This is a genomic window from Pseudoxanthomonas sp. SORGH_AS_0997 (genome assembly GCF_031453535.1).
Taxonomy (GTDB): Bacteria; Pseudomonadota; Gammaproteobacteria; order Xanthomonadales; family Xanthomonadaceae; genus Pseudoxanthomonas_A; species Pseudoxanthomonas_A winnipegensis.
The window spans coordinates 1,489,021-1,508,725 of record NZ_JAVIZI010000001.1; the positions used below are offsets into that span (position 1 = coordinate 1,489,021).

Below are 19,705 nucleotides of genomic sequence, written 5' to 3' on the forward strand. Positions count from 1 at the left end.
GCTCGGGATGGCTCAGGACGTGCTCAGCCATGCCTCACGGCTGCACCACCGTGATCGTGCTCGGAGTGGAGATACCGACGCCGCGGATGTCGGGGCGGTACATGTCCTCCACCAGCGGCGGCGGCACGGTGTAAGTGCCGGGCGTGACGGCACGAACGAGGTAGAACACCTTGGCGCCGCTGCCGCCGCGACCCAGGCGCAGGGCGGCCACGTAGCGGTCGTTGCGGAACTCCTCGTGCTTGACCTCGGCCGCCTCGCCGCGCTCGGTGAGGGTGATGCCATCGACCACCACGTCGGCCCACTGCTTGGCGTCGGACAGGTTGAAGTTCTCGATCTCCAGCCCCGCCGGCAGCAGGTCGGTGAGCAGCGCGTCGGGCACCTCGGTGTCGGCGGTGATGCGCAGGCCCACGATCAGCGCCTCGCCCTCCTTCAGCGTGCCACCCTTCCACTCGCTGCCGTCGGTGGCGTAGTAGCGCCGGGTGACGCCGATCTTCGACTGGTCCTCGGCCGGCGCGGTGCGCGGCACGCCGGCGATCTCCAGGCTGGCGTACAGCGGCGGCTGGCCCTGTGGGCTGAAGCTCACGCCCTTGGCCAGGGTGGCCATGTCGAAGCTGCGCGCGAACAGGCGCAGGCCCTGCACCGTCTCGCTGGCGCCGTCGGCCGACCAGGTGCCGCCGAGCGTCTTGGCCTGCGCATCGCCCAGCAGCGACTTGCCCAGCCGCGCGATGGCGACCTGCTCCTGCGTGCTCAGGTAGAACCAGCGCGCCTTGCGGCGCTCGTCCAGCTCGCGGCCCAGGGAGATCACGCGCGCGTCGTACTCGGGTTTGGACAGCTTGCGCTCGCGCACCAGCGCCAGCATCAGCGCGTCGTCGCGCAGCCGGGTGCCGTAGTCGCCCAGCCACTCCGGCCGGTCGCCGGTCTTGTCGAAGCCCAGCGCGATGGCGCGCGCGCCGCGCTTGGTGTCGCCCTGCAGCGACAGCGCCAGCCCCAGCTGCACCAGCGGCAGGCCGGTCATCGACTTGCCCCGGTCGTTGTCGTACAGCGCCCGCAGCGTGCCCAGCGGCGCACGGCCCACGCGCGCCAGCACGTAGCCGGCATAGGCCTGGTTGGCGAAGCGCAGGTGCTCGCGGAAGTTGGACCCGTAGAACTGGTTGCCGCCGGACAGCAGGTCCTCGCTGAGACGGTTCAAGGCCTTCTGCAGCACCGTGTCGGGCACGGCGAAGCCGCCCTCGCGCGCGTCGAGCAGGAAGTCGGCCACGTACGGGGTGATGTACGGCACCACGTCGCCATCGTCGCCCCACATCGAGAAGTTGCCGTTGGCCACCTGCATCGAGGCGATGCGGGCGAAGGCGCCTTCCATGCGCTCGCGGCGCTTGGCCGGGTCCAGCCCCTTGGTGCCCAGCAGGTCGGCGGTGGCCTGGTCCATCACCAGGGCGGCGTAGCCCTTGCTGGTGGTCTGCTCGATGCAGCCGTAGGGATACTTGAGCAGGTCCTCCAGCGCCGCGGCGAAGGGAATCGGCGGCAGCGCGCTGACCACCATGCGCGCGCGCACCGAATCGGGCATCAGCCCATCGGCGAAGCCGGCGCCCATCGTCACCGGCGCCAGCGGATCGATCACCCGGCTCTCGGTGCGGGTCACGCTGGGCCAGCCGGCGCGCACCGGCAGGTCGAAGCTGCGGTCGACCTTGAAGCCGTCGGCCGCGCCGTCCACGCGCACGCGCACCTGCGCGGTCGTATAGCCCTCGCGCGCCTGCAGCGGGAAGCTCAGCGTGGTCTTGGCGCCGTCGGCCAGCGACACGCTGCGGCTGCCCTCGCCGATGGCCAGCGGCCCGGTGCCGTCCACCTGCACGCGGAAGGTGCCCGGCCTGCCGGTGAAGTTCTGCACGTCCAGGGTGACCATGCTGCGGTCGCCCGGCGCCAGCACGCGCGGCATGCTGGCCTCGGCCACCACCGGCGCGCGCACCAGGGTCTGGGTGTCGCGGCTGCCGTAGTGGTCGTCCGAGTAGACCAGCGCCGACACGCGCAGGGTGCCGTTGAAGTCGGGCACCTTGAGCAGCACGCGTGCATTGCCCTTGGCGTCCAGCTTCACCGGCCCGGCGAACAGGTCCACGGTCTGCACCTTGGCGGTCGGCCGCCGCGCCTGCGGCAAGGCGCCCAGCGCCATGTCGCCGCCGAAGCGCAGCTTGGCCGTGTCGCCCTCGTAGCTCTCGATGACCCGGCCGTAGACGTCGTAGCTATCCACGCCCAGGCGGCGCTGGGCGAAGAAGTGCGCGGTGGCGTCGGGCACCGGATAGCGGGTGATGTTGAGGATGCCCACGTCCACCGCCGAGACGGTGACATGCGCGTCCTTGCCGGCCAGCTGCGGCACGCTGACCGTCACCGCCAGGTCCTGGCCGGGCTTCATCTGCTCGGGCGCCTTCAGGCCCACGGCCACGCGCCGGGCGCTGCGGTCCATCGGCACGTGCGCCACGCCGACCGCGCGCGCCGGGGTGATCTTGGACGGCGCGCTGCCGCCGCGGAACACCAGCGCGGTCACATAGACGTCGTGGCGCTCCCAGTCCTGGGTGACCGGGATCTCGAACACACTGCCGGCCTTGGCCTCGATGTTCTTGACGTAGAGCATGTGGTCGGACTCGACCATCAGCACGCCCTTGCCGTCGTGCGGCGGGGTGAGCGTGACCTTGAGCGTGTCGCCGGCGCGGTAGCCGGTCTTGTCCAGCGACAGCTTGACCTTGTCCGGGCGCGCGTCCAGGCCGCGGTTGTCATCGTTCCAGCTCCAGCCGGCGGTGAACGGATAGCGCGTGGTCAGCCCGGTGGCCGGGTCGAATACTTCCAGCCGGTAGCCGCCCCACTCCACCGGGAAGTCCACGCGCACCGCGTCGCCGCCGACATCGACGGTCTTGGTGTCGACGTTCTCGAAACGCTGGGTGTAGTCGAACGACCAGCCGGTGTCCTCGTCATGGGTCCAGTGGTAGTCGCGGCGCTCGCGTACCAGGGTGACCTTCAGGCCCTTGCCCGGCTGGCGCGCGCCGGCGGCGTTGAAGCGGGCGATCTCGAAGCCCGCCGTACCGTTGGCCGCCGAGCCTTCCTTGTCGTCGAACAGCGGCCGCACGCCGGCCAGCACGTCGGCCGGCCACAGCACGCGCTTGAGCGAGCGGTTGACCGTGCGTCCGCCGGTTTCGTACACGCTGCCGGTGACGATGGCCGCCACCGGCGTGACCGGCTTGACCTCGTCGGGCAGCGACAAGGTCTCCTCGTAGTGGCCCTTGGCGTCGAACGTGGCGTCGACCACGTCCTTGGCCTCCTTGGGCAGCTGCACCGTGGCATCGCCGAAGAACCAGCCCGGCAGCTTGTCCAGCGGATGCTGCTCCACCGCCACGGCCAGCTTGGCGGTGAAGCGGTTGCCGTCGGCCGGCGCGCCGTACAGATAGGCCGCGTCGGCCTTCAGTGCCAGGCCCTGGCCGGGCTTGAGGATCTCCGGCGCGGACAGGTCCAGCTTCATGCGCTCGGGCAGGAACTCCTCGATGCGCAGGGTCATGCCCTGCACCGCCTGCGCGCTGGCCGGATCGGTGCGGAACTCCACCTGCCAGCGCCCGGTCGGCGCCTCCACCGGGATGGCCTGCTCGAAGGCGAAATAGCCCTGCTCGCCCGGGGTCAGCCGGGTCTCGCGGAAGATCTTGCCGTCGGGCTGCTTCAGGCGCAGGTACAGCGGCTGCCCGGCCTTGACCGGCTTGCCGTCGAAGTCGCGCAGCAGCGCCGACACGCGCACCGTCTCGCCGGGGCGATACAGGTCGCGGCCGGACCAGGCGAACACGTCGAACCAGGCCTGCTCGCGCCCGGCCACGGCGAATTCGGACAGGTCCAGCGCCGGCTGGTTGAACGGCAGCAGGGTGACGTCCTTGCCGCGGCTGGCCACCAGCACCTGGCCGGCGTTGAGCGTGTACTTGAGCAGCGCGTTGCCGTTGCCGTCGGTCTCGCCCTTGAGCACGGTCTCGCCCTTGGCGTCGAGCACGCGCAGCTGCGCACCGCCGGTGGCGCTGCCGTCGGCCAGCGAGGCGGTGTGGACGAACAGCGTGTCCTTGTAGGCGCGCGCGTGCAGCCCCAGGTCGCTGACGCTGAAGAACGCGGTCTGCAGCTGGTCCGAGTAGCGCCCCACGCGCTTCATCACCGCGAAGTACAGGCCCGGCTCCTGCAGCTGCTTGATGTCCTGCACCGGCAGATAGCTGACCATGCGCTCGTTGGGCTTGCCGCCCAGCACGAAGCGGTTGAGGTAGACCGAGTCGGCCAGCTCGCCCAGCGGCTTGTTCTGGCTGTAGTCCTCGTCCAGCGACCAGGCGCCGCGACTGCCGCCGCGCTGGTACTGGGCGAAGAAGCGCGGCAACTGCGATTCGCGCACGCGCAGAAATTCCACGTCCACTTCCGGCACGTTGATCGACACCACCGGCAGGCCGCGGGGTGTCCTTGGCCGGCAGCACGCTGCCCTGCGAGGCGAAGGCCACCGCCGGCTCGATCTGCCCGGTGTGCACGACCTGTTCGACCGCCTTGCCCAGGCTGCCACCGGCCGCGGCCAGCAGGCCCGCATCGATCTTGACCGTGTAGTCGCGCGCGGCCTCCACCGAGGGGAAGCGCAGGATCCTGGCGTGCTCATCCAGCACCCAGCTGCCGCTGACCACCGCGCCCTTGTCGTCGCTGACGTGGATCAGCTTGTCGAAGTCCTGCGACTCGACCAGTGGCTGGCTGAATTCCAGCGCGATGGCGACCTGGCCCTCGTGCTGGTCGGGATAGGCGTTGACCAGCCCGAAGCCGGCGACGGACCTGGCCTTCTGCGCCTGCACTGCTTCGCCGGACACCGCCGGCAGATCGCCGGTCTTGTTGCGATCGCAGCCGGTCAGGGCGAGCAGCGCGAGAGCGCTCGCGAACAGGACCGTTCGCCAGGGGCGGCGCGACGGTCGCGACCGGATCGAGGAAGGCGCGTCCTGCGCGGCGGCACGTTGCGGCGACAGCGCGCCGTGACCCTGGATACTCTCCATGCAACACCAGTCCCTTCAGCCGGTTTTGCGCGGGAGTATAGAGGGCGCGGATGGAGGCTGGAGGGGCCGCCGTGGGCTTTCTGGGCAATGGGAAGGAAGGGGCTACCGGGAAAGCCTCATCGCCGCCATGGCGGCTCCCACCTGTAGAGCGGAGCTTGCTCCGCTGCGTTTCGACCGGATCATCGGCAAGCCCCAGCGGAGCAAGCTCCGCTCTACAAGGGGGCGCGGCTTGATCTGAGAGACAGTTGCTCCCACCGAGCCAGAAGCGAGGGCGGCGGTGCTTGTGCTGCGCGTCCTGCGCGCGCTTGGCCATGGCGCTGCGGGATGCCCATCGCGCCGCCCGAGGACACATGCCGCGACCAAGATGCAGGTGGGAGCCGCCACGGCGGCGATGAGGCTCTACCGAAACCGCATCATCGTCATTGCCCCGGAACGAGCCAGCTCCCAAAGACATCAAGCCAGCCCGCGCAAAAGAAAACGGCCGCGCCTGTGCAAGGCGCGGCCGCTCACGATGTCCACACTGGCTGGCCAGCGAGCCGGCGACCCTCGTCACCGGCCCGGCCAGCCGCGCCGGCTCAGCCCGCAGGCGACGGCGGCGGCGCTTCTGCGCTGGCGTCGGCCGCCACCGCGTCCTCTTCCTCCTCCAGCGAGGCGTCCAGACGCTCGATGGCCTGCAGCTTCTCGCCCTTGGACAGGCGGATCAGGGTCACGCCCTGGGTGTTGCGGCCCACGCAGGAGATCTCGGTCGAGCGCGTGCGCACCAGCGTGCCGCCGTCGGAGATCAGCATCACCTCGTCGGTATTGCCCAGCAGCAGCGCACCGACCAGCTTGCCGTTGCGCTCGTTGGTCTGGATGCCGATCACGCCCTGGGTGCCGCGCCCCTTGCGCGGGTAGTCGGCCAGCGGGGTGCGCTTGCCGTAGCCGTTCTCGGTGGCGGTGAGGATGTAGCAGCCCGATTCGTCCTGGATCGTCTCCAGCACGGTCTCATCATTGGACTCGGCCACCTCGTCGGCCGCCTCGTCCTCCGACTCGGCGCCGGCCCCGGCCGCGCGCTCGGCCACGATCAGGCTGACCACGTCCTCGCCCTTGGCCAGCCTGATGCCGCGCACGCCGGTAGCGGTACGGCCCATGGAGCGCACCGCCTCCTCGCCGAAGCGCACGGCCTTGCCGTTGGAGGCGAACAGCAGCACGTCGCGCTCGCCGTCGGTCAGCGCCACGCCGACCAGCGCATCGCCCTCGTCCAGGTTGATGGCGATCTTGCCGCGCGCCAGGCGGAAGGCGAACTCGGTCAGCGGCGTCTTCTTGACCGTGCCGTTGCGGGTGGCGAAGAACACGTAGCGGCCCTGCGCGTACTCGCGCACCGGCAGCACCGCCTGCACCTTCTCGTCGCCTTCCAGCGGGATCCAGTTGATGATCGGGCGGCCGCGCGCGTTCGGCCCGGCCTCGGGCAGCTGGTGCACGGCCAGCCAGAACACGCGGCCCTTGCTGGTGAAGGTCAACAGCGTGTCGTGGGTGTTGACCAGCCACAGCTGGTCGATGAAATCCTCGTCCTTGGTCGTGGCCGCGTTGCGGCCGCGGCCGCCGCGCTTCTGCGCGCGGTAGCTGCTGGCCGGCTGGCGCTTGGCATAGCCGGCGTGGCTCAGGGTGACCACCATGTCTTCCGGAGCGATCAGATCCAGGATGTCCAGGTCTTCCTCGCTCTGGCGGATCTCGCTGCGGCGCGCATCGCCGAACTCGGCCTTGACGTTCAGCAGCTCCTCGCGGATGACTTCCTTGAGCACGTCCGGGTTTTCCAGGATGCGGATCAGCCCGGCGATGGTGTCCAGCAGCTGGCGGTATTCCTCGGTGAGCTTTTCCTGCTCCAGCCCGGTCAGGCGGTGCAGGCGCATCTCCAGGATCTGCGTGGCCTGGACCTCGGTCAGCTGGTAGCGGCCGTCGATGAAGCCCACGCCCCTGGGCAGGTCTTCCGGACGCGAGGCCTCGGCGCCGGAGGCGGCCAGCAGCGAGCCCACCAGGCCCGGCTCCCAGGTCTTGGCGAGCATGCGTTCGCGCGCCTCGTTCGGGTTGGCCGAGGTCTTGATCAGCTCGATCATCTCATCGATGTTGGCCAGCGCGACGGTCAGGCCTTCGAGGATGTGGGCGCGGGCGCGGGCCTTGCGCAGCTCGAAGATCGTGCGGCGGGTCACCACCTCGCGGCGATGGCGCACGAAGGCTTCCAGCATCTGCTTGAGGTTCAGCAGCTGCGGGCGCCCGTCGACCAGGGCGACCATGTTGATGCCGAACACCGATTCCATCGGCGTCTGCGAATACAGGTTGTTGAGGACCACCTCGGCCGATTCGCCGCGCTTGACCTCGATGTAGATGCGCATGCCGTCCTTGTCGGACTCGTCGCGCAGCTCGCTGATGCCCTCGAGCTTCTTCTCCTTGACCAGCTCGGCGATCTTCTCGATCAGCCGCGCCTTGTTCACCTGGTACGGGATCTCGGTGACGATGATCGCCTCGCGCCCGGTGCGGTCGTCGACCTCGACCTCGGCCTTGGCGCGCATGCGCACGCGGCCGCGGCCGGTGCGGTAGCCGGCGATGATGCCGGCGGTGCCGTTGATGATGCCCGCGGTCGGGAAGTCCGGCCCGGGGATGTAGTCCATCAGCGCATCGATGTCGATCAGCGGGTTGTCGATCAGCGCGATCAGGCCGTCGACCACCTCGGACAGGTTGTGCGGCGGGATGTTGGTCGCCATGCCCACCGCGATGCCGGCCGAGCCGTTGACCAGCAGATTCGGAAAGCGCGTCGGCATCACCGACGGCTCCAGCTCCTTCTCGTCGTAGTTGGGCACGAAATCGACGGTTTCCTTGTCGATGTCAGCCATCAGCTCGTGGGTCAGGCGCGACATGCGCGCCTCGGTGTAACGCATCGCCGCGGCCGAGTCGCCGTCGACCGAACCGAAGTTGCCCTGGCCGTCCACCAGCAGGTAGCGCAGCGAGAACGGCTGGGCCATGCGCACCAGCGTGTCGTACACCGACTGGTCGCCGTGCGGGTGGTACTTACCGATCACGTCGCCGACGATGCGCGCGGACTTGTAGTACGGCTTGTTGCTGTGCGCGCCCAGTTCGTTCATCGCGTACAACACGCGGCGATGCACCGGCTTCAGGCCGTCCCGGACGTCCGGGAGGGCGCGGCCCACGATCACGCTCATGGCGTAATCGAGGTAGCTCTTGCGCATCTCGTCTTCGAGGTTGACGGGGATGATTTCCTTGGCGAGATCAGCCATTCGAGGTCCGTGCTTGTGTTCGGTACATCGGGCCGAAACAGGCCAGGCCGCCAATGGCGCGGCAGGCTGGTTTCGGAGGGGATTTCAACCTTGAAATTGTAACACGCGCACGCCCCCCGATGCGTACCGGGAAGCGCCAAGAATCAATCACTTGCGCGCGGAAGCTGGCCTTGCGCGCGGGCCTGCGGCGACCGCGCCCAAGGCCTTGCGCGGGGCGCATCGCAAGCCCCCGTCGCGTTCTTCAGCCGAAGGCGGCGCGCATCTTCTCGGTGGTGGGCCGCTCGACCACGCCCTTCTCGGTGACGATGGCATCGATCAGGCTGCCCGGCGTGACGTCGAACACGGGGTTCCAGGCCTTGATGCCCTCGGCCACGGTGCGCACGCCGCCGATGCCGTGCAGCTCGCCCGGATCGCGTTCCTCGATCTCGATCAGCTCGCCACTGGGCGTGTCCATGTCCACGGTGGAGGACGGCGCGACCACCATGAACTTCAGGCCATGGTGGCGCGCGGCGATGGCCAGCTGATAGGTGCCGATCTTGTTGGCGGTATCGCCGTTGGCGCAGATGCGGTCGGCGCCGACCACCACCCACTGCACCGCGCCGGTCTTCATCAGGTGCGAGGCGGCCGAGTCGGCGATCAGGGTGGCGTCGATGCCGTCCTGCTGCAGCTCCCACACCGTCAGGCGCGCGCCCTGCTGCCAGGGGCGGGTCTCGTCGGCGAAGACTTTGCCGATGCGGCCCTGCGCCACGCCGGCGCGGATCACGCCCAGCGCGGTGCCGAAGCCGGCGGTGGCCAGCGAGCCGGTGTTGCAATGGGTCAGCACGCCGCTGCCTTCGCCGATCAGTGCCGCGCCCAGCTCGCCCATGTGGCGGTTGGCGGCCAGGTCCTCGCTGGCGATGGCCTGCGCCTCGCGCTCCAGCACTTCGCGCCAGTTGGCGCCGGCGGGCTGCAGCGCACGGCGCATGCGCGCCAGCGCCCAGGCCAGATTGACCGCGGTGGGGCGGGCGGCGTTGAGGCGCTGCAGGGCGGGTTCGAGCTTCAGCGCGGCCTCGGCGCCGTCGGACGCCTCGATGGCGCGCCCGGCCAGCACCGTGCCCCAGGCTGCGGCGATGCCGATCGCCGGCGCGCCGCGCACGGCCAGCGCGTGGATCGCCGCGGCGACCTCGTCGCTGGTGCTGCAGGTCAGGTGTTCGACGACGAAGGGCAGCTTGCGCTGGTCGAGCAGCTGCAGGGCATCGCCGGTCCACAGCAGGGGCCGGATGCGGTCGTAGCGGGCGTAATCGAAGGTCTCGTTCATCGGCGCATTTTACCCGCGCCGATGTGGCGGTTCATCGAACCCGGAACAGGCCCCGGCATCCGCCATCGACCCACACGCCCTGCGCGTCCCAGCCCCAGGTGCTGCCTTCCTTGCAGGCGGTGTCGGAGAGCTGGCGCAGCAGCGTGGCCGGCGGGCTGGTCACCTGCGCATCGCAGCGGCGGCGCTGCTGGTCCTGCGATTCGCAGCGCAGCACCTTGTGGCGCAGGTCGAACTCGCCGCCGTCGTCATCGCCGGCGCCGCTGATGAACTCGCCGCGGCAGCCATGGTCGACCCAGACGCCGAAGCGGCCGTAATCCCAGGTACGGCCCTTGATGCACGGCATGTTGGACACCTGCCGGGTCAGGCGCACGCCGGCCGAGGTGTCCACGTCGCAATACTTCAGGTTCTGGTCCTTGGACTCGCAGCTGAAGTGCTCCACCGGCACCTCGCCCGGCGGCGTGTCGTGGCCGCCGAACATCCAGCCCACGCTGCCGCAGGCGGACAGCATCAAGGCGGCGGTTCCCGGAAGCCCGGCCTGCAGCACACGACGGATGGACACGACATTCCCCTGAGCGATACGCAAGCTTCAACTCCCTGCGAGCACTGCATGCCAGCATAGTGACCTGTTTACGATCCGTGTATGCCTTTGGTGTGTCAGGCCCGTGCGAAATCGAAGGCCAGCACGTCGGCGATGCTCGCCGTCCCCAGCATCGCCATCAGCAACCGGTCGATGCCTACCGCCACGCCGGCGCAGTGTGGCATGAGGGGCAGGGCCTCTAGCAAGAGGCGATCCTGCGGCGGCTGCACCAGACCGCGTTCGGCCCGGCGCCGCTGGTCGCCGGTAAAGCGTGCGCCCTGCTCGGCCGCGTCGCGCAGCTCGTGGTAGCCGTTGGCCAGCTCGACCGCGCCCAGGTACAGCTCGAAGCGCTCGGCCACCGGCGGGTCGCCCGGGCGCAGCCTGGCCAGGGCGGCCTGGCTGGCCGGCCAGTCATGCACGATGGTGATGCAGTCGGCCGCGAACGCCGGCTGCAGGTGGTGGGTGATCAGCAGGTCCAGCCAGTCGTCGCGGGTGAGCCCTTCGCCGTCGATGCGCACCGACGCCAGCGGCGCCTGCAGCTGTTCCAGCGTGGCGCTGAACGGGTCCAGCCGCAGACCGCGCAGGAACAGCTCGCGGTAGGTCAGCTCGTCCACGCGCGCCTGGCGATCGACCAGGGCCAGGGCCAGGCGCACCAGCTCGACCGTCTCCTGCGCCAGGCGCCGGTGGTCCCAGCCCACCCGATACCACTCGAGCATGGTGAACTCGGGATTGTGACGGCCGCCGGCCTCGCCGTTGCGGAACACGCGGCCCAGTTCGTAGCAGTCGCCGATGCCGGCGGCGAGCAGGCGCTTGAGCGGGTACTCGGGCGAGGTGCGCAGCCAGCGCGTGCGCGCGCCGGCGCTGACATGGCCGCTGAACGCGGTCGTGAAGCTGTCGATGTTGGGCTCGGTGTTGCCGGCCTGGGACAGCACCGGCGTCTCGACCTCCAGCACCTCGCGCTGGACAAAGAACGCGCGCACCTGGGCGTTGAGCCGGGCGCGCAGGCGCAGCACCTCCGGGCGGGCGCTGGGCTGCCAGCTCACGCGTGCTGGTCCAGGAAGGCGATCAGCCGCGCCTCGTCCCAGACCTCGATGCCCAGGTCCTGCGCCTTGGTCAGCTTGGAACCGGCCTCGCTGCCGGCGACCACGAAGGCGGTCTTCTTCGACACGCTGCCGGCGACCTTGGCGCCGAGCGCCTCCAGCCGGGCGCCGGCCTCGTCGCGGGTCATCGATTCCAGGCTGCCGGTGAGCACCACGGTCTGGCCGGTCAGCGGCCCGGCCTGGATCGCGCTGGCCTGGGGCGTGATCGCATCCAGGCGCGCCAGGGCCTTGCCGGTGGCCTGCAGCAGGTCGGCGTGGTCGTCCGCGTCGCGCCATTCGACCAGGGCGGCGGCGGTGTCCTTGGGCAGGCCGGCGGCGACCAGCGCGTCCTGGTCGGCCGCGAGGATCTGCGCGACCTGCGGCATCGCGGCGGCCAGCGCGGTGGCGCGGATCCGGGTAAGCTTGGGGATCTCCAGGTCGACCAGCAGCGTGGCCAAGTCCAGGCCTTCGCGCAGCAGCGCGCTGGGCGGATGGATGTCGACGATCTCCACCCCGCGCGCCAGCAGGTCGTCGATGGCCTGCTGGTTGCCGGACTGTTCGAAGAAGCGCCCCAGCGCGCGCGCCACCTCGCCGCCGATGTCCGGCACGCGCTTGAACACGGGCCAGGGCAGCCTACGCACCAGCTCCAGATCGCCGAACCACGCCGCCAGCGCCTTGGCCGTGCTCTCGCCGACATGCTCGATGCCCAGGGCGAACAGGAAGCGCTCCAGGGTCGTGCGCTTGCTGGCCTCCAGCGCGGCGACCAGATTCTCGGCCCACTTGGTCGCGATCTTCTTGCGGTTCCAGTCGAAGGCCGGCAGGCCGGCGCGCAGCAGGTCGGCCTGCCAGGTCTCCGGCACTGCGTCGCCGTCACCGCGCACGCGGGCGAGCGTGGCCTCCAGCTTCGCGTACGCGCCGGCCGCCAGATGCTCGCGCGCCTCGCGCAGGAAGCCCTCCGGCGTCTCCGCACCGGTGACCAGGCGCAGCTGCAGCAGCTGATCCAGGTCAAGCGTGTAGAGGTCGGCCACGCCCTGGACCACGCCGGCATCGACCAGCACCTCGATGAACTTCTCGCCCAGCCCGTCCACATCCATCGCCCGGCGCGAGACGAAGTGGCGGATGGCCTCCTTGCGCTGGGCCGGGCAGCTCAGCTCGCCCGAGCAGCGCCACACCGCCGCGCCCTCCTCGCGCACGATGTCCGAGCCGCACACCGGGCACTGCGCCGGCATCCGCCAGGGCGCGGTGCCGGCGGGACGGCGCTCGAGGATCACGCTGACCACCTCGGGGATCACGTCGCCGGCGCGGCGCACGATCACCGCATCGCCCACGCGCACGTCCAGGCGCGCGATCTGGTCGGCGTTGTGCAGGGTGGCGTTGGTGACGGTGACCCCGGCCACCTGCACCGGCGCCAGGCGTGCGACCGGCGTGGCCGCCCCGGTGCGACCGATCTGGATCTCGATGTCCTCCACCGTGGTGGCCTGTTCCTGCGCCGGATACTTGTGCGCAAGCGCCCAGCGCGGCGCGCGCGAGACGAAGCCCATCTCGCGCTGGCCGGCCACGTCGTCCAGCTTGTAGACCACCCCGTCGATGTCGAACGGCAGCGAATCGCGCTTTTGCCCGATCTCGCGGTAGTAGCGCAACAGCCCCTCGGCGCCTTCGACCACCTGCGACAGGTCGCTGACCGGGAAGCCCCATTCGCGCAGGCGCTGCAGCGTGCCCGAGTGCGTGTCCGGCAGCGCGCCCTCCTCGACCTCGCCGACGCCGTAGGCATAGAACGCCAGCGGCCGCTGCGCGGTGATGCGCGCATCCAGCTGGCGCAGCGAACCGGCCGCGCCATTGCGCGGATTGGCCAGCACCTTGCCACCATGCAGGCGCGCCTGTTCGTTATAGGCCTCGAACGCCGCCCGCGGCATATATACCTCGCCACGGACTTCAAGGACGCGGGGAATGGGGAATGGAGAATGGGGAATGGCAGAAGCAGCTCCGCTCTTGCTTTTCCCGATTCCCGATTCCCCATTCCCCATTCCCGCCACACGCAACCGCAGCGGAATGGCCCGCACCGTCCGCAGATTGGCCGTGACGTCCTCACCGGTGGTGCCGTCGCCGCGCGTGGCGCCCTGCACGAACACGCCCTGCTCGTAGCGCAGGCTGATCGCCAGGCCATCGAGCTTGGGCTCGGCCGAGAACTTCAGCGTGCGCCGGCCCAGCCGCTCGGCGATGCGTCGCACGAAATCCTCCACCTCGGCGTCGTCGAAGGCGTTGCCCAGCGACAGCATCGGCAGCGCGTGGCGCACCTCGGCGAAGCGTCCGGAGGCCACCGCGCCGACGCGCTGGGTCGGCGAATCGGGCGTCACCAGCTCGGGGTGGGCGGCCTCCAGCTCGTCCAGCTCGCGCAGCAGGCGGTCGTACTCCGCATCGGGGATGTTGGGCTCATCGAGGACGTGGTAGCGGTAGCTGGCGTCATCCAGCTGCTGGCGCAGTTCGGTCACGCGCGCCTGGGGGGTCTTGGCCGGGCTCATCGGCAAATCTTACGCGAGCGGCATGTCACAGCCTGCGATGTCGATGCACGCCAGGCATGGCGACTTACAAACACTGAACATGGCAGGCGTTAGGGTCGGATCTCCCCCGCCGCTGCCCTTGCCCATGCGAACCCCCACGTCCGCACACGGCCGCCCGTCGGCCCTGTTTGTGTTCCCCTCGCTCCTCACCTGCGCCCAGCCGTTCGGCCGCGGGAGCCATGATCCCTGCACATGCATCGTGCCCCACCGTTCGGAGCCTTGGGCTTGAACGCGCCGGTCGCCCCGCCGCGCGCGGGCAACCGGATCGAGGCGCTGGATTTCGTCCGCGGCCTCTGCCTGCTGGTGATCGCCTTCGACCACACCTCCAGCTTCGCGCGCAAGCTGGGCTACGACGGCCGCGAATGGTTCACGCCGACGATGCTGGGGTATTCCTCGGCGGCCGAGCTGTTCCTGTTCGTCTCCGGCGCGCTGATCGGGATCCTGCACACGCGCCCGGGCGTGACCTTCGCCCAGCGCTTCGTGCGCCTCTCGCACCGGGCAGGGCACCTGTACCTGTACAACGCGCTGGCCTTCGTCGCGCTGCTGGCGATCTGCTCGATCATGCTGCCCTCCAGCCTGGAGGCGCTGGGCCTGGCCGACCATGTGCAGCGCCCGGACGACTCGGCCCTGTCCTTCCTGCTGCTGGCCAACAGCCCGCCGCTGCTGGACATCCTGTCGCTGTACGTGGCCTACCTGCTGGTGTCGATCGTGTTCGTGCCGCTGGCCCAGCGCGCCGCGCCGCTGGCCTTCGGCCTGACCCTGGGCCTGTACCTGCTGTGCCAGCTGCCGGCCGCGCGCGCGGCGCTGGGCCTGCACGGCGAGGGCTATGGGCTCAATCCCTTCGCCTGGCAGCTGTGCTTCATGGGAGGCCTGCTGTGCGGACGGCTGGGCGTCCTGGACCGGCTGGAGCGCTGGATGCGGCGGCCCGCGGCGGCCGTCGCGGTCCTGGGCGCGCTGGCGCTGGCGACGGTGGTCTTCGTCGCCGACCGCAAGCTGGGCCTGAGCGATGCCTGGTGGTGGGACAAGCATCAGCTCGGCCTGCTGCGCATTCCGCACGCGGCGCTGGTGCTGGCCGCCTACTTCTGGCTGTCCGCCGCACTGCGCGATCGGCGGATGCCGCGCCCGGCGCTGGCGCTGCACGAAGTGTTCGCCTCGATGGGCCGCCATTCGCTGGAGGTCTTCACCGCCGGCATCCTGCTCACCTACGCCGCCGCGCTGCTGGTGGGCAGACTGGACCTAGGCACCGCCGGCTACTTCCTCACCCTGCTCTGCCTGGCCGCGGTGCTGTGGAGCTTCTCCCGCTACCTGGCGTGGCGCCGGCGCGTGTCGCGCCCGCGCACCGCGCAGCCCGCGCCGTCGCGGTGAGGCGCCAACGCGGTTCCTGGCGGGAGTGATGCGACGCTAGCGCGTCGGCCTGGCGTCGCCGAGGCGACGCCGCGAGCCGCGGATTACCAGCGCGGCGCCTTGCTCAGCGGCGGGGCCTCGTGCTGGCGGTCATAGCCGCGCAGCTCCTCGCGGATGTGCTGGATGCGCTGGCGGCCCAGCGCGTTGCGACTGTCGTCCAGGACCACGCCGTCGAGCAGTTCGGCCATGCGCTGCACGTTGGGCAGCATCATCTCCCAGGCGTCCAGCGCAGTCATCGGCGCCGGCAGGGTCAGGAAGAAGGCGATGGCCGGGGTTTCCAGCTCGCGGATGGCGGCCATGTCGAAGCTGCCGGGCTGCATGATGTTGGCCATGCTGAACACCGGACCGCGCTCGGGGTGATGCTCGATCAGGCGGTGGAACACGTTCATGTGGCCGAAGGTCAGGCCGGTCTTCTCTGCGGCCACCACGATGTCCTCGCCGCGCAGCATCTGGCCCGACTTGGCCGCCACGTACAGCGAGATGATCTTGTCGAAGTCCGAGCCCGGACGCTTGCCCAGGTCGCTGTCGCCGGCGCCGGGATCGGCCAGGCCCAGGTCGGGCTGACTGACGCCCTCGCCGCTGTAGTCCGGATCGGCCGGATCGCCGCCCAGGCTGGGCTCGACCCGCGCCGCATCGCCACGCTCGCCGGATTCCACGCGGCGCCCCTGCGGCGCCTTCTTGGGTCGGCCGAAGATCACCATCGCGATGATGAGGATCACGCCCACCACGGCAATGCCGATCCTCAGCATCATCACGTCCGACATGGGCTGGGGCTCCTTCTCAAAAACTGGCCGGATGGTGCCACGGCTGGTGCTTCAGGGCCAGAAGCGAGCGCGGAGGAGTGAGAAGTGAGTGAAAGCGCGAGTACCGCGCCTGCTTGCTCATTCCTCACTCCTTCACACTCACTCCTGCCTTCAGGCCGCGCCTGCCAGGCGCGAGGCTTCGGCCAGGTCGACCGACACCAAGCGCGAAACGCCCGGCTCGCGCATGGTCACGCCGGAGAGCTGATCGGCCGCTTCCATCGTCGCCTTGTTGTGGCTGACGAACAGGAACTGCACCTTCTCGCTCATCTCCTTGACCATGTTGGCCAGGCGGCCGACGTTGGCCTCGTCCAGCGGCGCGTCGACCTCGTCGAGCAGGCAGAACGGCGCGGGATTGAGCTGGAAGATGGCGAACACCAGCGCCACCGCGGTCATCGCCTTCTCACCGCCGGACAGCAGCGAGATGCTGGACACGCGCTTGCCCGGCGGGCGCGCCATGATCGACACGCCGGTGTCGAGCAGGTCGTCGCCGGTCAGCTCCAGATAGGCGTGGCCGCCGCCGAACAGGCGCGGGTACAGCGCCTGCACGCCCGAGTTGACGCGATCGAAGGTCTCCTTGAAGCGGCCGCGGGTCTCGCGATCGATCTTGCGGATGGCCTCCTCCAGCGTTTCCAGCGCGGCGGTGAGGTCGGCGTTCTGCGATTCGAGGTATTCGCTGCGGGTGCTGGCCTCGCCGTATTCGTGGATGGCCGCCAGGTTGACCGGCTCCAGGCGGCGCATCTTGTAGTCCAGTTGCTGCACCGCCGCTTCCCACTCGGCCGGGTCGGCGATCTCGGGCAGCGTCTCGATCACCGCCTGCAGCACGAAGCCGGCCTGCTCCACCGCGGTGGACAGCTGCTCGGCCTTGAGCACCAGCGCCTGCTGGTCCAGGCGGCGCTGGGCGATGGCCTCGCGCTGGGCCAGGGCCTGCTCGTCGCGCTTCTGCCGGGTCTGCTCGTACTGGCGCAGGCCGTTGTCGATGCCATCCAGCGCGGTGCGCGCCTCGGCCAGCACGCGCTCGACGCGCACGCGCTCGTGCAGGGCGTTCTCGCGCTGGGCTTCCAGCTCGGACACTGGATCGTCGCCGCCGTTGAGCTGGGCGGTGATCTCGCCCAGGCGCGAATCGAGCTGGCCGCGCTGGCCGCCCATGCGCTCCAGCGCCTGGGTCAGCGAGGCGATCTGGGTGCGCTGGGATTCCAGGGTCAGGGCCAGCGCGTGGGTCGCCTCGCGCGTGGTGCGGGCCGCTTCGCGGGCGGCATCGCGCGCGGCGGTCAGGGCGCGGCGCTCGGCGTCCAGCTGCTGGCGCGCGTCCTCCTGGTCGGCCATGCGGGTGACCGCGTCCTCCAGGCGGGCGCGGGCCTCGGCGGCCTGGTCGCGGGCCTGCTCCAGCGCGTCGGACAGCTGCGCCAGCTCGCCATCGATGCGCTCGATGCGGGTGCGCGCGGCGTCCAGCCGGCCCTGCTGGCCCTGCAGCTGGCCGGCCAGTTCGGACACGGCGCGGTGAGCCTGGTAGAGGCTGCGCTGGGCTTCCTCCCGCGCCTGTTCGCCGGCCAGGGCGACCTCGCGCAGCTCGGCCAGGTCCTGCTCGGCCTGCGCCTCCTGCGCCTGCAGCTGGTCGATCTGCTCGCGCAGGGTCTGGATCTCGCGCTCGCGCAGCAGGGCGCCCTGCTTGGACGCGCTGGAGCGCTGCACGTGCACCCAGCCCTGGCCCAGGCGTTCGCCGCCGCGGGTGACGATGGCATCGCCGGCCGGCAGGGTCGGCAGCAGGCTACGCGCCTGGGCGAGGTCCTCGGCCGCGTGCAGGCGGGCCAGCAGGCGGCGCACGGCCAGGGGCCCGCGCACCTTGGCCGCCAGCGAGGTCGGCGCGAAGGTCTCCTCGCCTTCCTGCGGCGAGACCAGCGCGATGCGGCCCTCGTCCAGATCGGCCAGCGCCTCGACCAGCGACTCGGGCGATTGCACCAGCACGCCTTCGATCAGCCGCCCCAGCGCGCCTTCGACCGCGTTCTCCCAGCCGGCCTCGACGGTGAGCGACTCGCCCACGCGGGTGGCCGAATCCAGTCCGCGCGCCCGCAGCCAGGCCAGCGCGGCGCCCTGCTCCTGGCCCAGCGCGGCCTGCTGCAGGGTCTCCAGCGAGGACAGCCGGCCGCGCGCGGCCTGGGCGTCCTTGCGCACCTGGGCCAGCTGCGCCTGCAGCGCCTGCTGGCGCTCGGCCACGCCGGAGACGGCCTGCTTGTGCTGCTCGACGGTCTCGTTGAGCTCGTCCAGCGAGGCCTTCTTGACCTCGTACTGCTCGAACAGGCTCTCATAGGCGGCCGACAGCGCCTCCAGGTCCAGCCCGGCGCGCTCGGCGGTCAGCGCCTCGCGCCGGCGCTCGGATTCCAGCGACTGCCGATCCAGGTAGTCCACGCGGGTGCGCTCGACCTCGCCGGCCCGCGAGGACTCGGCGGTGGCGCGGTTGTGGGCCTCCCAGCGCTGCTGCCAGTCGGCCAGCTTCGCCTCGGCCTCGCGCAGGGCGTCCTGGCGCATGACGTCGTCCTCGCGCAGCTGCTCCAGCTGCGGCTCGGCCTCTTCCACCGCCTCGCGCAGCACGTCCAGGCGCGCGCTGTCGCTCTCGATGTGCGTGCCCAGCTCGGCCAGCTGCGCCTGGGCCTCGGCCTGGGCCTTGACCAAGCGCGTGGACAGGTCGCGCTGATGCTGGATCTGCTGTTCGATGCGGGCCAGCGTGCTGCCGACCTGGTAGACGTCGGCCTGGGCGCGACCCAGCGCCTCGACCGCCTCGTCGCGGCGCACGCGGTCGCCCTCGATCTGGGCCTCGGCCTCGCGCTGCTCGGCGATCAGCTGCTGCAGGCGGGTCTCCTCGACCGAGAGGCCCTCGCGCAGGCCGCGCAGCTGGCCGTCCAGGCCGCGGTACTCCAGCGCCTTCCACTGCGCGTCCTTGATCCGGCGCTCTTCCTGGTAGGCCTGGTACTGCTCGGCCTGGCGCGCCTGGCGCTTGAGGTGCTCGAGCTGCTTGTCCACTTCCTCGCGCAGGTCGGACAGGCGCTCGAGGTTCTCGCGGGTGTGGCGGATGCGGGTCTCGGTCTCCTTGCGGCGCTCCTTGTACTTGGAGATGCCGGCGGCCTCCTCCAGGTAGACGCGCAGGTCCTCGGGCCGGGCCTCGATGATCTGGCTGATCATGCCCTGCTCGATGATCGAGTAGCTGCGCGGCCCCAAGCCTGTGCCTAGGAACAGGTCGGTGATGTCGCGCCGGCGGCACTTTGTGCCATTGAGGTAGTAGTTGCTCTGCCCGTCGCGGCTGACGGTGCGCTTGACCGAGATCTCGTTGAACGCGGCGAATTCGCCGGAGATGGTGTGGTCGGCGTTGTCGAAGATCAGCTCGACCGTGGCCTGCGCCACCGGCTTGCGCGCCGCCGAGCCGGAGAAGATCACGTCGGTCAGCGAGTCGCCGCGCAGGCGGCTGGCCGAGCTCTCGCCCATCACCCAGCGCACCGCGTCGATGATGTTGGACTTGCCGCACCCGTTGGGGCCGACCACGCCGGTCATGTTGGTCGGCAGGTGCAGCGTGGTGGGATCGACGAAGGATTTGAAGCCGGACAGCTTGATCGTGGACAGGCGCATGCGTCGCGTCGCGTTGGCGGCGCGCGGGCCCTCTCAAGGGGGGAGAAGGCCGCGCAGCCGGGGTGATGGAGTC

The 19,705-nt window shown here is 70.4% G+C and carries 8 protein-coding genes and 1 pseudogene; 1 reads left to right on the top strand and 8 read right to left on the bottom strand.

The genetic code is table 11. The annotated features are described in order from the left end of the window. Positions 1-34: 34 nt before the first annotated feature. The 6 genes and pseudogenes from QE438_RS06760 to ligA form a co-directional block, all read right to left on the bottom strand. A pseudogene (locus QE438_RS06760) lies at positions 35-5,030 on the bottom strand (alpha-2-macroglobulin). A gap of 575 nt (positions 5,031-5,605) precedes the next feature. Next, positions 5,606-8,299 carry a DNA gyrase subunit A gene (gyrA, locus tag QE438_RS06765; RefSeq protein ID WP_130533288.1) on the bottom strand — a complete coding sequence of 898 codons (2,694 nt, stop codon included), beginning with the start codon at positions 8,297-8,299 and terminating at the stop codon, positions 5,606-5,608. Between the two features lie 241 nt (positions 8,300-8,540). Further along, positions 8,541-9,596: an S-methyl-5-thioribose-1-phosphate isomerase gene (gene mtnA / locus QE438_RS06770; RefSeq protein WP_306991582.1), complete on the bottom strand. Its 1,056-nt coding sequence runs from the start codon at positions 9,594-9,596 to the stop codon at positions 8,541-8,543. A 31-nt stretch (positions 9,597-9,627) separates the two neighbouring features. Further along, complete coding sequence (locus QE438_RS06775) at positions 9,628-10,155, bottom strand: DUF3011 domain-containing protein (protein WP_130522793.1); 528 nt, start codon at positions 10,153-10,155, stop codon at positions 9,628-9,630. Between the two features lie 95 nt (positions 10,156-10,250). After that, positions 10,251-11,216 (bottom strand): EF-P lysine aminoacylase EpmA, encoded by a 966-nt coding sequence (gene epmA, locus QE438_RS06780; protein ID WP_306991575.1) that lies wholly within the window; start codon positions 11,214-11,216, stop codon positions 10,251-10,253. Further along, on the bottom strand, positions 11,213-13,771 hold the full coding sequence (ligA, locus tag QE438_RS06785; protein ID WP_306991573.1) for an NAD-dependent DNA ligase LigA: 2,559 nt from the start codon (positions 13,769-13,771) through the stop codon (positions 11,213-11,215). Before ligA ends, epmA begins: the two co-directional genes overlap by 4 nt. Before the next feature lie 264 nt (positions 13,772-14,035). Between ligA and opgC the strand changes: the two genes are divergently transcribed. Beyond that, entirely contained in the window at positions 14,036-15,175 is a 1,140-nt protein-coding gene (gene opgC, locus QE438_RS06790; RefSeq protein WP_306991571.1) for an OpgC domain-containing protein, read from the top strand. 83 nt (positions 15,176-15,258) lie between these two features. Here opgC and zipA read toward each other — a convergent pair whose 3' ends face one another. Then, positions 15,259-15,978 carry a cell division protein ZipA gene (gene zipA, locus QE438_RS06795; RefSeq protein ID WP_130517849.1) on the bottom strand — a complete coding sequence of 240 codons (720 nt, stop codon included), beginning with the start codon at positions 15,976-15,978 and terminating at the stop codon, positions 15,259-15,261. Between the two features lie 150 nt (positions 15,979-16,128). Beyond that, positions 16,129-19,632, bottom strand: a complete 3,504-nt coding sequence (gene smc / locus QE438_RS06800) for a chromosome segregation protein SMC (RefSeq protein ID WP_306991569.1) — start codon at positions 19,630-19,632, stop codon at positions 16,129-16,131. Positions 19,633-19,705 lie beyond the last annotated feature (73 nt).

Excerpts from the sequence above, each read along its gene's own strand:
- smc (WP_306991569.1), bottom strand. The coding sequence starts at position 19,632 with ATGCGCCTGTCCACGATCAAGCTGTCCGGCTTCAAATCCTTCGTCGAT.
- gyrA (WP_130533288.1), bottom strand. The coding sequence starts at position 8,299 with ATGGCTGATCTCGCCAAGGAAATCATCCCCGTCAACCTCGAAGACGAG.
- mtnA (WP_306991582.1), bottom strand. The coding sequence starts at position 9,596 with ATGAACGAGACCTTCGATTACGCCCGCTACGACCGCATCCGGCCCCTG.
- zipA (WP_130517849.1), bottom strand. The coding sequence starts at position 15,978 with ATGTCGGACGTGATGATGCTGAGGATCGGCATTGCCGTGGTGGGCGTG.
- ligA (WP_306991573.1), bottom strand. The coding sequence starts at position 13,771 with ATGAGCCCGGCCAAGACCCCCCAGGCGCGCGTGACCGAACTGCGCCAG.